Below are 12,264 nucleotides of genomic sequence, written 5' to 3' on the forward strand. Positions count from 1 at the left end.
GATCAATGGTGTTCATGTGGTGATCTACAGCCGGGATGCAGAAGCCGATCGCGTGTTCTTCCGCGATGTGCTGGGTTATCCGCACGTGGATGCGGGCGGCGGATGGCTCATCTTCAAGCTGCCGCCCGCCGAAATCGCCGTGCACCCCACCGACGGCCCGGAGCGCCACGAGCTCTTCCTGATGTGCGACGACGTCACCGCCAGCGTGGAGGAACTGACGGCGAAGGGCGTCACGTTCATCCAGCCGGTGACCGACCAGGGCTGGGGTCTGATGAGCATTCTGCAACTGCCCGGAGGTGGCGAGGTCGGGCTGTACGAACCCCGGCACGAACGAGCTCACGAGCTCTGACCCTGCGTGGTCACCGCGCCGGCGAACGCCGCCGCGCCGCTTGGTTCAGTCGCGCGTGTCGGTGTGGCGGTAGCCGAAGGGACCCGGGAGGTCCGTGGACGTGGTCCTTCTGCCGGTGGTCGACCAGGTGCGATGGCCGCCCTTCGAACCGAGGGTCAGGGAGAGCGACTTGCGGTTCACGTTGAGGCGGACGCCGGGGAAGATCCGGAACGACTTGCGGAAGGTGATGGGCACGGGGGCCTCCTCGATCGGTGTTGTGTGCGTCGCCTGCCCCAAGAGGCCTTGTTCTACCTCCTCATGAGAAGAATTTCGAGCACCCGGACGCACACGCGGACGCACCGCACTCACCTCCCGTTGCCAGGGAGGTGAGTGCGGTTGCGTCAGGTTGTCGCGGGTTGTCTCAAAGAGTGATGACGACCTTGCCGAAGGCCTTGCCCGAGGCGTAGAACCGGTAGGCGTCGGGGGCTTCCTCGAAGGTGAACTCCCGGTCGATGACCGGATGGATCCGGTTGACCTGCAGTGCGCGGTTCATCGCGAGGAACTGGTTGCGGCTGCCGACGGCCACGGTCCGCAGGACGGCGCCGGAGGCGAACAGTACGCCGGGGTCCAGGGGTTGTGCCGTGCCGGAGACGAAGCCCACGCAGGCGACGTGACCCGCCACCGCCACCGCCTTGAGCGACTGCTCCAACAGGCCCGCCACGTCGACCACGCGGTCGGCGCCCCGGCCGCCGGTCAGCTCCACGACCTTGGAGGCCCAGTCGGGCGTGGACCGGTAGTCGATGACCTCGTCCGCGCCGAGTTCGATGAGGCGCCGCGCCTTGTCCGGGCTGCTCGTCGTCGCGATCACGCGGGCTCCGAGTGCCTTGGCGAACTGGAGCGCGAACAGCGACACGCCGCCCGACCCCTGGGTCACCAGGGTCTCGCCCGCCCGCAGGCCGATGCCGTCACCTGTCAGCGCGTTCCAGGCGGTGACCCCGACACAGGGGAGTGCCGCCGCTTCCTGGTAGGAGAGGTGATCGGGGACCGGGACGAGTGATTCCTCACTGATCAGCGCGAGCTCGGTGAGCATGCCGTCGAGGGAGCCGCCGCGCTGTGGCAGATGCTGAAGGCCGAACGGGCCGTCCTGCCAGCTCGGGAAGAGCGTCGCTGCGACGCGGTCGCCGATCTTCACTCCGTGTACTCCCGGACCGAGCGCCACGACTTCGCCGGCACCGTCCGACACCGGGATCACGTCCGGTTTCACCGGTAGGACGTAGTTGCCTCGCAACACCATCAGCTCGCGGTTGCTCAGCGAGACGGCTTTGACGGCCACCAGGACCTGTCCGGTGCCGGGGACCGGGTCCGCGTGCTCCTTGATCGACAGGCCTTCTATGCCGGCCCCGCTGTTCACGTGGTAACTGCGCATGGTGTTCTCCATCCATCCATTCGTTCTGTGGCTTGCGGAGCTCAGCTGTCGGTCTCGGTCTGTCGGTCCCGATCGTCGGCAGGTGGGGCTCAGCCGGCGAGCCGCTCGAGTGCGGCGGGCCCGTCGAGCCCGTCGACGGCGAGTGGTACGTCGCCGGTGGTCTTGCTGTAGCCGAGAGCCTCGACGATCAGGCCGTTCCGTACGTGCATGAGGTTGACGCCGCGGACGGAGTCGGCCGGTCCGTCGCCGAAGCGGTAGCGCCAGCGGATCGTCGCCCGTTCACCGGCGATGACGACGTCTTCGGGCTCGAACTGGGTGGTGCGGTCCTCGGCGACGGTCTGCCAGAACTCCAGGCATGCGGCGCGGCCTTCGTAGCGGGCGCCGTCGGGGGCCGGCTGGTTGGCCTCCATCACGCAGTGGTCGTCGATCAGGTCGGCGAGTACGGACCCGTCGTGGTGGATGAAGGAGTGGTTGAAGCGGTCGATGACTTCGGCGGTGGTGCGGAACGACATGCCGTAACCCCTCAGAAGTAGAACGATTGATCTACCCGGACCATATAGACCGGTTGATCTACTCGTCAATGGGTGGCAGGCTGGCACTTATGACGACTCGCACCGCACCGGGACCTCGCGAACGCCTCCTGGAAGCCGCCCAGCGGCTGACCTACAGCCAAGGCATGGGCGTGGGCGTCGACGCACTGCTGAAGGAGGCAAACGTGGCCCGGCGCTCCCTCTACGAGCACTTCGGCGGCAAGGACGGACTGATCGCCGAGGTCCTGCGGCGGAGCACCGCCGAGGACGAGGCCGCCTACCACCAGGCCATCGAGGCGGCGGGCGATGACCCTCGTACCCGTCTGCTGGGCGTCTTCGACGGCATCGCCGCCGCCATTGACCGGCCCGACTTCCGCGGCTGCCGCTATCTCGCCGCCGATCTCGCCCTGACCGACCCCGACCACCCGGGACACGCCATCACCCGTGCGTACCGCATGCGGGTGCAGCAGCTCCTGGAGCACGAGCTCCTCGCGCTCGGACACCCGCGGCCCGTGGCCGCGGCCGGCGAGCTTCTGCTGCTCATCGACGGCGCACTGGCGGCGGGGGCCACCCGCCCCGCAACGCATCCCGCGGCCTCCGCCCGCCGGCTCGCCGAGCACGTCCTCGACGCCCGGCCGGCGGCCGCCTGACGAGGACGCGGGCCTGGCGGGCGTATTGGGCGCCAGGTGGTTACCGGCCGCCTTCGTACTGCCGCAGCCGGCGCTCCAATGCTTCTCGGTGCGCCCGTTCACCGCTGAGTTGGCGGCCGAGGACGATGGCCCGGTACTCCTCCGTACGGGCCCACTCGTTGCCGCAGTCCGCGCGCCGTTCATTCACCTGGCTGGACTCGTCCGAGAGGCTCAACAGGGTTGCCTGCACGCGGCCGGAAAATGAACTACGTGGTGCAGGGAATCCTTACGCAGTTGCCGACCGCGCTGATCATCGGCGCGGCCGGGCTGGCAATGCTGAAGGTCAAGAAAATGGCGCGGCTTCGCAAGGGCCGCGGTAGGAGCGGGGTGGCCGACAGGAGCGACGGTTGATGGCGCCGTTGATCCGGAGAGCGGCCGGCGGGATCACCGGCGGGCCCGTCGGCCCGCCGGGTTCGGATCACGAGGACGGAAGCCGCGCGGCCACTCCGAACATGGTCACGGACATGTGCAGCGCGCCCTCATCGGCAGCTGCGGTGAGATCGGCGTACAGCGCGTCCCGCTGCTGCTCGGAGATCAGCTCCTCGCGCAGCGCGGACTCGCCGAGCATGCGGATGAGCTGCCAGTTGACCTTGCTGTTGCTCTGGATCAGTGCCTGGGAGCCGACGTCGGTGATCTCCAGCCCCGCCGTGGCCAGTTGGCCGACGAGTTGCCGTCCGGCGTGCGGATTCGCGGAGGCCGTCAGCGCGCGGCGCATCAGCGCGGCGACGACCTCGGGGTCGCCGGGGTGCAGGAGCGCGGTCGCCCAGTCCGTGTCGAGCAGGACGACGCGCCCGCCCGGCCGCAGGACGCGGACGATCTCCCCGACCGCCTTCGCGGGCTCGGTGAGGTGCTGGAAGACGCGCTCGCACCACACCACATCGGTGCCGGCATCGTCGAGCGGCAGCGCCACCGCGTCACCCGCGACGAACCGGGCGGCGTAGCCGGCCGCGGCCGCGCGGAGTTCCGCGGCCTCCCTCAGCCCGTCATGCGGTTCGACCCCGACCGCCTCACCGCCCGGCCCGACAGCGGCCGCCAGCACCTGCGTCTCCGACCCGGTCCCCGCCCCGACATCCACGGCCCGCTCCCCGGGCCGTGCGGCCACGGCGGCATGAGCCCACTGCCGCAGTCTGCGGACACCGTCGCTGTCGGCCTGCGCATCCAGCGCACCGATCAGTCGATCCGTGGGCGTGACGCCGATGTTGGTCACATGAAACGCCGAAGTGGGTCGAGGATCCGCCATACCGCCATCCTAGAGGCCCCCCATGCCGACCTCCAGGAAGCGGGCGATCTTGTCGTCGGAACGGTCTTTCGCGCCGGCCCTGCCGGACCGAGCCCGGGTTCGGACGGGTTCCAATGAGCCTCGAAGGGGACCACGACGGTCGCGTCACCCGCGGCCACCCCCGTGCTCGAGCTGTTCTCAGATGTGACGGAGCGTGTACTCCTCGCTGGTGTAGGCCCCGCCCTGCAGCTCGCTCCCGGTCGAGTCTCCGGCCGTCGGAAGGTCCGAGGCGAAGGCCTCGGCATCGTCCACGGGTATGTATCCCAGCTCGGCGCCGGCTGCGATGTCCCAGAAGCGGGCGGTGTTGGCGGAGACCGCGTACGCGGTCGTGAAGTGCACGTCGGGTGCGGTGAGGGCCGCGTGGACGAAGCCGAGGCAGTCGCGGGGGCTCAACCAGGTGGACAGGTGGCGTCGTTCGGTCGGGGTGTCCTCGTAGCTTCCGATGCGCAGACACACCACCGACAGGCCGAACTTGTCCGCGTACAGGCGCCCGAGCGCCTCCATGGCGACCTTGCTCACCCCGTAGAGGCCGTCCGGACGTGCGGGAAGGTCGGGTGTCACGGTTTCCGCGACCGGATGGAAGCCGCCGAGACGGTTGCTGCTGGCGAGTACCACCCGCCGCACTCCCTGCCGGCGCGCCCCCTCCAGCACGTTGTGGGTTCCGAGGACGTTCGCGTCCAGCAGGTCCGGCAACGGCGCTTCGTCCGGGATCCCGCCCAGGTGGACCACCGCATCCACGCCTTCGAGAACTGCTGTCACCGCTTCGGCGTCGCGCAGGTCGAGCTGGTGGACGTCCTCCGTCGTCGACGACGCGGTGAGCTCGACGCGATCGATGAGCACCAGCCGCGTCACCTCGTCGCGCAGTCCGGCGCGCACTGCCGAACCGATCCGACCGGCAGCACCGGTGATCGCCACCGTCCCACGTCGTGTTCCCATGGCGACCACCCTGCCGTATCGCACCGACATTCGAGCCCTGGCGGCCCTTACATGGCCGGTCCGGAGCCTGGCGGCCGTCCCGAGCGCCTGGCCGGAAGAAGCCGGAAGAAGAGGGATAAACCTTCCGGAGCCGCCGACGCCAGCACGGCGCGGCTCGGCGGAGCGCTGACGCCAGTAAAGTCACGGGTGGTGGCGCCGCGTCGGGGCGCCGGAGTATGGAGGATTTTTCCTGTGCTGATCGCTCAGCGTCCGTCGTTGACCGAAGAGGTCGTCGAGGTGTGGCGTTCACGGTTCGTCATCGAACCGCTGGAGCCGGGATTCGGCTACACCCTGGGGAACTCGCTGCGCCGGGCGCTGTTGTCGTCGATCCCCGGTGCCGCTGTCACCAGTATCCGCATCGATGGCGTTCTCCATGAGTTCACCACCGTGCCGGGCGTCAAGGAGGACGTGACCGACATCGTCCTGAACATCAAGCAGCTCGTGGTGTCCTCGGAGGAGGACGAGCCGGTGGTGATGTACCTGCGCAAGCAGGGCCCGGGTGTCGTGACCGCCGCCGACATCACGCCTCCGGCCGGTGTCACGGTGCACAATCCCGACCTGGTGCTGGCCACCCTGAACGCCCAGGGCAAGCTGGAGGTGGAGCTGACCGTCGAGCGTGGTCGCGGCTACGTCTCCGCCGTCCAGAACAAGCAGCAGGGCCAGGAGATCGGCCGTATCCCGGTCGACTCCATCTACAGCCCGGTGCTCAAGGCCACCTGCACGGTGGAGGCGACCCGTGTCGAGCAGCGCACCGACTTCGACAAGCTGATCGTCGACATCGAGACCAAGCAGGCGGTGCTGCCGCGTGACGCCCTGGCGTCGGCCGGCAAGACCCTGGTCGAGCTGTTCGGCCTGGCCAGCGAGCTCAATGCCGATGCCGAGGGCATCGACATGGGCCCGTCCCCGACGGTTGCGGCCCTGGCCGCCGATCTGGCGCTGCCGATCGAGGAGCTGGATCTCACCGTCCGCTCGTACAACTGTCTCAAGCGTGAGGGCGTCCACTCGGTGGGCGAGCTCACGGCGCGTTCCGAGGCGGACCTGCTCGACATCCGCAACTTCGGCGGGAAGTCGATCGTCGAGGTCAAGATGAAGCTGGCCGGTATGGGTCTGACCCTGAGGGACAGCCCGCCCGGGTTCGACCCGACCGCCGCCGCCGACGCTTTCAGCGCCGACGAGGACGGGAACACCGGGTTCCAGGAGACCGAGCAGTACTGACCGGACGACCGGATTCCCACCGGTCTCGGCCCTGCCGCCCGAAGAGAGCTTCTGGTGGCAGGGCCGGGACGGTGGGCAGCGTCCAGCAGATTCGAGCCCGTGTGGGCGTCCGGCCAGAGGGCCGGTGCACCCGGAGCGGCGCCCAGGCCGCGGCGGCCGCCTCCGCGCCGTGCCGCGCAGTGCCGTGCCACACCGGCAGGAGACGCCCGTTCGGTCCGCTGCGCGCAACCGCAGGGCCCCGCGATACCTTCTCCGGCATGGATCCGCTCACGTTCGACTACGGGGATTTGCACCTGCGCGTGGACCGGGGGGTGTTCGAGCTCTTCAACCTGGCCTCCGCCGAGCACACGTTCCGGGTTCCGCTGCGCTGGCTCGGGGCCCTGGTCCACTACAAGAAGCCGGACAAACCCGGTCAGTTGTTCTTCGGTGTCGTCCGCGATCCGAGCGCTGCGCTCTACGGCACCGACCGGCTCGCCTTCAGGTTCGCCAGTTCGCCGGCGGTCCAGGTGCCGCCCGCCGACGAGATGTTGTTCCGCACGTACTTCACCGACGTGGCCACGCTCGCCGACCGACGGATGGGCTGACATGGAATCAAGGGTCTTCGAGCACGGTGACGTGCATCTGCGGGTCGACCACGGCATCTTCGAGGTGTTCCGGCGCAATCACATCATCGGGTCGTACCGGTCCCCGCTGAGCTGGGTGAAGGTGCGTGCCGAGGCGCGCAAGGGCGGCGTGACCCGGCTGCATTTCGGCAATGTCGAGCAGCTCGACGAACCGATCTACGCCAGCACGACGAGTTCCCGGCGTCTGCTGATCACCGTCGAGCTCCCCACCACCGACGAGCCCCTCTACCGCGCCTTCTTCACCGAGCTCGCCCACCTCTCCGATCGTCCCATCGCCTCGTAGCGGCAGGGGAGTCCACCGCAGGCACGGCGGGCCGTTTCTCGCTGCATTCCGGCCGGTTCTGAACGGACGTCGGACGGTGCCCGTACTTGCCGACAGTTTCACTGCTGCGCGTCGCGCAGTCGGGAGAGGGAGGTCACCGGTCATGGCGCTCACGCTCTACGTCGACCCCGTGCGCTGGAGGGCGCATCAGGATGTGGTGACCCGGCAGTTCCCCGGGATGGTCCCGGTCGTCAGGGGCAACGGATTCGGCTTCGGCCACGAGGCGCTGGCCGAGGAGGCCATGCGCCTGAAAGCGGACGTCATCGCCGTCGGTACGACCTACGAGGCAACCCGGATGAAGGACGTCTACAGCGGACGGGTTCTGGTCCTGTCGCCGTACTGGCGCGGTGAGCAGGCTCCCGCGCTGCCGGGGCGGGTGATCAGGTCGGTGTCCTGCGTCGAGAGCCTGCGCGGTCTGAGGGGAGCCCGTGTCGTCGTCGAGGTGGTGAGCAGCATGAAGTCGCCGGGCGTCAGTGTGCACGACCTGCACCTGCTGCGGTCCGCTCTCGAGGACGTCATTCTGGAGGGGTTCGCCATCCACCTGCCGCTGAACCGGATCGGCGGCCCGGACGCCGCCGGGGAGGTCATGGCGTGCATGGAGCAACTCCGCGCCGCGGGCCTGCCCTTGCACACCATGTTCGTCAGCCATCTGGAGGCCGGGGAACTCGACCAGGTGCAGAGGCAGTTCCCCCACACGCGCATCCGCGCCCGCATCGGGACCCAGCTGTGGCTGGGCGACCAGGAGGCCACTCAATTCCGCGCGTCGGTCCTGGAGGTCAGGCCGGTCGTGAAGGGAGAGCGCTTCGGTTTCCTGCAGGGCAAGGTGCCCTCCGACGGCTGTCTGGTGGTCGTCACGGGCGGTACCTCGCACGGGGTGGGCCTGGAAGCCCCGAAGGACCTGCACGGTGTGGTGCCCCGGGCCAAGAACGTGGCCCGCCTCGGTCTGGCCACCGCCAATCACCACCTCTCGCCCTTCGTCTGGGCGGGCAGGCGGCGCTGGTTCGCGGAGCCGCCGCACCTGCAGGTCTCCGTCCTCTTCGTGCCGCAGGACGTCCCGCGGCCGAAGGTGGGCAGCGAACTCGTGGCGCGCCTGGGGCACACCGTGACCCGCCCCGACCGGGTCGTCGACTGCTCGTCCCAGGCGTGGCCCGCTACGTCCGACCACGCTACGACCGTGTCGGCCGACTTCGACCGAGCCTGTGAGGTGGTCTGAGATCGCGGGCCACGGCAGGCCATGGCCACGACGGGCCGAATGAACACACCGAGGACGTCAGAGCCAGTGTGCCGGGGGACAACGCGCGGACCGACGCTCCCGGCCGCGCCCGTATCAAGGGGAGCCCCGTGACCGACCCCGACCGCTCTGGCCGCCCACCGGAACATGACAGAACTCGGCCTGCACGACGCGTTCGCCGCCGGTTTGCAGGAGGCCCGCCAGGCGATCGACTCCGGCGCGGCCGCCGGGACATTGGAGCGCTGGCTGGACCTCGCACGCTCTCTCGCCCCATTGCGCTGACCGTCAGTTCCTCACCCCCTCACACCCCCGCCGGACGACCGAGGCACGCCGCTCGGCAGAAGTCAGGGCGCCGGCGGCGGAGTGGGCCGGGCGGGGTCCTTGAGTTCGATCTCGACGAAGGCCAGCCATGCGCCGCCGGTGTTGACGACATCGTGCTCGGTGCCGGCGGGGCGGGCGTACGACTCTCCCGCCCGCAGCTGTGACTCGATCGCCGATCCGTCGGGTGACAGCGCGCTGATCCGGCCGTCGACCACCGGGACGACGACGTAGTCGTACGCGTGGACGTGGTGCCCGGTGCGGGTGCCCGGCTCGAAGTCCCAGCGGGTGACGCGTACCCGCTGGTCCTCGTGCTGCACGGTCGCGTGAGCCGTTGTCGTCATCGGCCTCTTCCTTGCTGGGTGTCCGTGGGCGGCAGAGCCCGGGACGGGTGTCCGTGCATGTGCCGGCGTTCTAGCCGGTGTGCCGGCCGGGGTCCGGGTTCGGGTCGTGGGCAGCGGTCAGTGCGTGCTCGGCGTCCGCGAGGGCCTGTGCGCGGTCCGTCGACCGCCTCCAGGTACCCCGGGCCCTGAAGGGTAGGTCCCCGACCACGGTCACATCGTGCCCACCCTCGATGAGCAGTGTCAGCGCGCGCTCCAGCATCGCCTTGGCCGTGGTGTCCATGCCGGTGACGCGTTCGAGGTCGAGGACGACCCCGCCCGGCGCGCCCACCCTCCGCTGCTCCAGGGCGAACAGCACCCGCTCGGCCGCGGTGAAGTCCAGCTTGCCCTGAGCCGCGATCAGGGCGATCCGCCCGCCGCTCGTGGTCGTCGAGAGCATCACGGTCGGGGCGCCCGGCGCGGCGTTGTGCATCAGGTGGAGCCCGAAGCGCTCGGACAGCTCCCGGAGCGCCGCGACGCCCCGGACGGGATTGCCGGAAGCGTCCAGCGGCGGGCTGTGGAGGGCGATCCCGAAGCGGGCCGGACTGACGGCGACCAGCCCTCCGGAGACTCCGCTCTTGGCCGGTAGTCCCACGTGCAGCATCCAGCTCCCGGCGGCGTCGTACATCCCGCACATGGCCATCACCGACAACACCTGAAGGGCCACCGGCTCAGGAACGACACGCTCTCCCGTCACCGGGTTCGTGCCCCCGTTGGCCAGCGTGGCTCCCATCACCGCCAGGTCGGTCACCGTGGCCCGGACCGAGCACTGCCGGAAGTAGGTGTCGACCGCCTGGACCGGATCACCCCGCAGCACGCCGGTACCGCGCATCAGATACGCCAGCGCCCGATTGCGGTGACCCGTCTCGACCTCGGAACGGTAGACGTCCTCGTCCACGTACAGGGTGCGGCCGGCGAACCGTCCGAGACACTCCAGGATCCGCGAGAACCGCTCGGCGGGGCCGGTGGCCGGGACCAGGGCCGTGACCGCGATGGCACCGGCATTGATCATCGGGTTCGCGGGCCGGCCCGTCACCGCGTCGAGGCTGATGGCGTTGAACGCCTCACCACTGGGCTCGGCTCCGACACTGCGCCCCACATCGTCGGGACCCAGCTCTGCCAGCGCGAGGGCGAGGACGAAGGGCTTCGTCAAGGACTGGAGCGTGAACGACACGCCGCACCGTCCGGCGCGGTAGCCGTGGCCTTCCATGCTCATCAGCGCCAGCCCGAAACAGTCACGGTCCGCGAAGGCCAGCTGCGGGATGTAGTCGGCGACCCGGCCGTCGGACAGGGACCCGTAGCGGCCGTGCAGCTCCGCCAGGGCCTCGGTGACGACGTCCACGCCGCTCCGGGGAGAACTCATGGCGCTCCCGGCCCCCGGGGAACCGGGCCCGCGAGCCCCGGTTCGGGCGGGGGAGGTGGCCCGGGCGCACGGAGGCCGGATCGTCGGATGGTGGTGCGTCCCATGACGTCTCCTGGCGGCGGGACCTCCATCCTTCCTCTCCGGAGGCTTCTCCGCAGCCCGGGAGGGCCGACCGGGCCCAGGGCCCGGCTTGCGTCCGCTCAGCCGTTCGAGGGACGCGGCTCGCACGACGCCTCGCCGTGCTTGCGGCCGCGACTGCGGTCACCAACCATGAACGGCCGGGAGACAACGGTGACGACAACGGAGACCGCGGCGATGGCGGCGATCGTGGGGCCGGCGGCGAGGTGCTGGGCGACGCCACCGGCGATCGCCGCACCGATGCCCTGCCACGTCATCCGCCCGGCGGATTCAACGCCCTGGACCTGGCCGCGGACGGGATCAGGGGTCAGCGCGAGCAGCTGTTCCTGCAGGGGCAGAGTGGCGGCGAATCCTGTGCCGGCGAGGAACACCACCGCTGCCGCGACCAGGACGGGCGGGCCGATCGCGAACAGCAGGTAGGGGACGGCGAGCAGCAGTCGCAGGGGGAAGGCGTATCGGCGTCGCTGCCCGGCGGTGAGGAGGCGTCCGACGGTCAGGTCCCCGAGGAGCATGCCGGCCGATCCGGCGGCCAGGAGGGTGCCGGCGTGGTCCGGGTCGTAGGAGATGAATAGGGCCTCGCAGCCGACGATCAGGCCGTTGGGAACCCACAGGTTCACCAGCAGCGCCCGCCGCCCGGGGCGGGAGAAGAGCGCGGCGTTGGTCGTCCAGGTCTGGCGCAGTCCGGGGCGGCGGGTCAGCCGGATCGAGTGTTCCCGGACGGTCGTCGCCACCACGGCCAGACCGAGTCCGGTCAGGACCGCGGCGACCGCGAAGACCCCTTGCGGGCTCAGGTACCGCAGCAGGACGGCGCCCAGGGCGTAGCCGAGGACGGCCATGCCACCCGAGGTGATGTTCATCAGGGAACGGGCCGGCGCGTAGGCGGAGGTCGGCACGACCTCGGCGAGCAGCCCCATCCGTGTGCCGGTCCCGAGGGACTGGAAGAACCCGAGCACCAGGAGCAGGGCGAACCGGGCGGCCAGTGGCAGCCCCGGTAGGGCCTGCGAGGCAACACCCAGGAGGGAGAGGCCCTGGAGCGCGACGAGGGTCCGGCGGGGTCGGCGGCCGTCCGCGACCGACATCAGCGTCAGCGCACCGAACACGGTCGCGAAGGTGGCGCCGTACATGCTGACGGCGGTCAGGAACGGGGAGCGGGTCTGCTGGTCGACCAGGGTGCCGAGCGCGAAGCCCGACACGGTGCTCGCGGCGACCGACAAGGTGAAGCTGACGTAGAGGCCGGCGAACTCGCCGTTGCGGAGCAGTGCGCGATAGCTGGTGGTGGCAGGCGCCGTGGGTGCGGAGGTGTCAGAAGGCATGAAAAAAGCCTCCGGGCGCGCGCACTGGGCGCCGCCGAAGGCCAACACGGTCATTCTAGCAGCCGGCACCGGCCGGCCTGCCGGATCCGGGGTGAGTCGGACGGCCGGACGGCCCGCGGAGCGTCCTCCGCGGG

Annotated in this window: 17 protein-coding genes; 8 read left to right on the top strand and 9 right to left on the bottom strand. The window is 70.0% G+C overall.

What is annotated here, in order from left to right; translation table 11 throughout:
- The first annotated feature begins 16 nt into the window (after positions 1 to 16).
- The gene (locus G3I60_RS01835; RefSeq protein WP_244808958.1) at positions 17 to 349 is read left to right on the top strand and encodes a VOC family protein; all 333 of its coding nucleotides are present in this window, start codon (positions 17 to 19) and stop codon (positions 347 to 349) included.
- A gap of 45 nt (positions 350 to 394) precedes the next feature.
- On the opposite strand, the gene G3I60_RS01840 is transcribed toward G3I60_RS01835, so the two are convergent.
- The 3 genes from G3I60_RS01840 to G3I60_RS01850 all read right to left on the bottom strand — a co-directional run bounded on the left by G3I60_RS01840 (position 395) and on the right by G3I60_RS01850 (position 2,266).
- Positions 395 to 583, bottom strand: coding sequence for a DUF4236 domain-containing protein (locus G3I60_RS01840; RefSeq protein WP_138354602.1), 189 nt, complete (start codon positions 581 to 583; stop codon positions 395 to 397).
- 166 nt (positions 584 to 749) lie between these two features.
- Positions 750 to 1,754, bottom strand: a complete 1,005-nt coding sequence (locus G3I60_RS01845; protein ID WP_164292506.1) for an NAD(P)-dependent alcohol dehydrogenase — start codon at positions 1,752 to 1,754, stop codon at positions 750 to 752.
- An 89-nt stretch (positions 1,755 to 1,843) separates the two neighbouring features.
- Positions 1,844 to 2,266 carry a nuclear transport factor 2 family protein gene (locus G3I60_RS01850; protein ID WP_164292505.1) on the bottom strand — a complete coding sequence of 141 codons (423 nt, stop codon included), beginning with the start codon at positions 2,264 to 2,266 and terminating at the stop codon, positions 1,844 to 1,846.
- 89 nt (positions 2,267 to 2,355) lie between these two features.
- On the opposite strand from G3I60_RS01850, the gene G3I60_RS01855 reads away from it, so the two are divergent.
- Positions 2,356 to 2,934: a TetR/AcrR family transcriptional regulator gene (locus G3I60_RS01855; RefSeq protein ID WP_164292504.1), complete on the top strand. Its 579-nt coding sequence runs from the start codon at positions 2,356 to 2,358 to the stop codon at positions 2,932 to 2,934.
- 40 nt (positions 2,935 to 2,974) lie between these two features.
- Here G3I60_RS01855 and G3I60_RS01860 read toward each other — a convergent pair whose 3' ends face one another.
- Positions 2,975 to 3,163, bottom strand: a complete 189-nt coding sequence (locus G3I60_RS01860; protein ID WP_138354606.1) for a hypothetical protein — start codon at positions 3,161 to 3,163, stop codon at positions 2,975 to 2,977.
- A gap of 11 nt (positions 3,164 to 3,174) precedes the next feature.
- On the opposite strand from G3I60_RS01860, the gene G3I60_RS01865 reads away from it, so the two are divergent.
- Positions 3,175 to 3,324, top strand: coding sequence for a hypothetical protein (locus G3I60_RS01865; RefSeq protein WP_164292503.1), 150 nt, complete (start codon positions 3,175 to 3,177; stop codon positions 3,322 to 3,324).
- Positions 3,325 to 3,391: 67 nt separating this feature from the next.
- Here G3I60_RS01865 and G3I60_RS01870 read toward each other — a convergent pair whose 3' ends face one another.
- Positions 3,392 to 4,213: a methyltransferase domain-containing protein gene (locus tag G3I60_RS01870; RefSeq protein WP_164292502.1), complete on the bottom strand. Its 822-nt coding sequence runs from the start codon at positions 4,211 to 4,213 to the stop codon at positions 3,392 to 3,394.
- Positions 4,214 to 4,390: 177 nt separating this feature from the next.
- Positions 4,391 to 5,188, bottom strand: a complete 798-nt coding sequence (locus G3I60_RS01875) for an NAD(P)-dependent oxidoreductase (RefSeq protein WP_203671866.1) — start codon at positions 5,186 to 5,188, stop codon at positions 4,391 to 4,393.
- Positions 5,189 to 5,419: 231 nt separating this feature from the next.
- On the opposite strand from G3I60_RS01875, the gene G3I60_RS01880 reads away from it, so the two are divergent.
- From G3I60_RS01880 to G3I60_RS46230, 5 genes are all read left to right on the top strand, one after another.
- Complete coding sequence (locus tag G3I60_RS01880; RefSeq protein WP_138354608.1) at positions 5,420 to 6,442, top strand: DNA-directed RNA polymerase subunit alpha; 1,023 nt, start codon at positions 5,420 to 5,422, stop codon at positions 6,440 to 6,442.
- Positions 6,443 to 6,699: 257 nt separating this feature from the next.
- Entirely contained in the window at positions 6,700 to 7,026 is a 327-nt protein-coding gene (locus G3I60_RS01885) for a hypothetical protein (RefSeq protein WP_164292501.1), read from the top strand.
- Position 7,027: 1 nt separating this feature from the next.
- Positions 7,028 to 7,348: a hypothetical protein gene (locus G3I60_RS01890; protein ID WP_164292500.1), complete on the top strand. Its 321-nt coding sequence runs from the start codon at positions 7,028 to 7,030 to the stop codon at positions 7,346 to 7,348.
- A 142-nt stretch (positions 7,349 to 7,490) separates the two neighbouring features.
- A complete protein-coding gene (locus G3I60_RS01895) occupies positions 7,491 to 8,600 on the top strand; it encodes an alanine racemase (RefSeq protein ID WP_164292499.1) in 1,110 nt (369 codons plus the stop codon).
- Positions 8,601 to 8,765: 165 nt separating this feature from the next.
- Entirely contained in the window at positions 8,766 to 8,900 is a 135-nt protein-coding gene (locus G3I60_RS46230) for a hypothetical protein (protein ID WP_275405852.1), read from the top strand.
- 62 nt (positions 8,901 to 8,962) lie between these two features.
- Here G3I60_RS46230 and G3I60_RS01900 read toward each other — a convergent pair whose 3' ends face one another.
- The 3 genes from G3I60_RS01900 to G3I60_RS01910 form a co-directional block, all read right to left on the bottom strand.
- Positions 8,963 to 9,280 carry a cupin domain-containing protein gene (locus tag G3I60_RS01900; protein WP_164292498.1) on the bottom strand — a complete coding sequence of 106 codons (318 nt, stop codon included), beginning with the start codon at positions 9,278 to 9,280 and terminating at the stop codon, positions 8,963 to 8,965.
- Between the two features lie 70 nt (positions 9,281 to 9,350).
- On the bottom strand, positions 9,351 to 10,679 hold the full coding sequence (glsA, locus tag G3I60_RS01905) for a glutaminase A (RefSeq protein WP_164292497.1): 1,329 nt from the start codon (positions 10,677 to 10,679) through the stop codon (positions 9,351 to 9,353).
- Between the two features lie 200 nt (positions 10,680 to 10,879).
- A complete protein-coding gene (locus tag G3I60_RS01910; protein WP_164292496.1) occupies positions 10,880 to 12,130 on the bottom strand; it encodes an MFS transporter in 1,251 nt (416 codons plus the stop codon).
- Positions 12,131 to 12,264: the final 134 nt, after the last annotated feature.

It is taken from the genome of Streptomyces sp. SID13666 (assembly GCF_010548325.1).
GTDB classification, from domain to species: Bacteria; Actinomycetota; Actinomycetes; order Streptomycetales; family Streptomycetaceae; genus Actinacidiphila; species Actinacidiphila fildesensis.

Coding starts and splice junctions, on each gene's coding strand:
- G3I60_RS01845 (WP_164292506.1), bottom strand. CDS start 1,754: ATGCGCAGTTACCACGTGAACAGCGGGGCCGGCATAGAAGGCCTGTCG.
- G3I60_RS01850 (WP_164292505.1), bottom strand. CDS start 2,266: ATGTCGTTCCGCACCACCGCCGAAGTCATCGACCGCTTCAACCACTCC.
- G3I60_RS01855 (WP_164292504.1), top strand. CDS start 2,356: ATGACGACTCGCACCGCACCGGGACCTCGCGAACGCCTCCTGGAAGCC.
- G3I60_RS01865 (WP_164292503.1), top strand. CDS start 3,175: ATGAACTACGTGGTGCAGGGAATCCTTACGCAGTTGCCGACCGCGCTG.
- G3I60_RS01870 (WP_164292502.1), bottom strand. CDS start 4,213: ATGGCGGATCCTCGACCCACTTCGGCGTTTCATGTGACCAACATCGGC.
- G3I60_RS01875 (WP_203671866.1), bottom strand. CDS start 5,188: ATGGGAACACGACGTGGGACGGTGGCGATCACCGGTGCTGCCGGTCGG.
- G3I60_RS01885 (WP_164292501.1), top strand. CDS start 6,700: ATGGATCCGCTCACGTTCGACTACGGGGATTTGCACCTGCGCGTGGAC.
- G3I60_RS01890 (WP_164292500.1), top strand. CDS start 7,028: ATGGAATCAAGGGTCTTCGAGCACGGTGACGTGCATCTGCGGGTCGAC.
- G3I60_RS01895 (WP_164292499.1), top strand. CDS start 7,491: ATGGCGCTCACGCTCTACGTCGACCCCGTGCGCTGGAGGGCGCATCAG.
- G3I60_RS46230 (WP_275405852.1), top strand. CDS start 8,766: ATGACAGAACTCGGCCTGCACGACGCGTTCGCCGCCGGTTTGCAGGAG.
- G3I60_RS01900 (WP_164292498.1), bottom strand. CDS start 9,280: ATGACGACAACGGCTCACGCGACCGTGCAGCACGAGGACCAGCGGGTA.
- glsA (WP_164292497.1), bottom strand. CDS start 10,679: ATGAGTTCTCCCCGGAGCGGCGTGGACGTCGTCACCGAGGCCCTGGCG.
- G3I60_RS01910 (WP_164292496.1), bottom strand. CDS start 12,130: ATGCCTTCTGACACCTCCGCACCCACGGCGCCTGCCACCACCAGCTAT.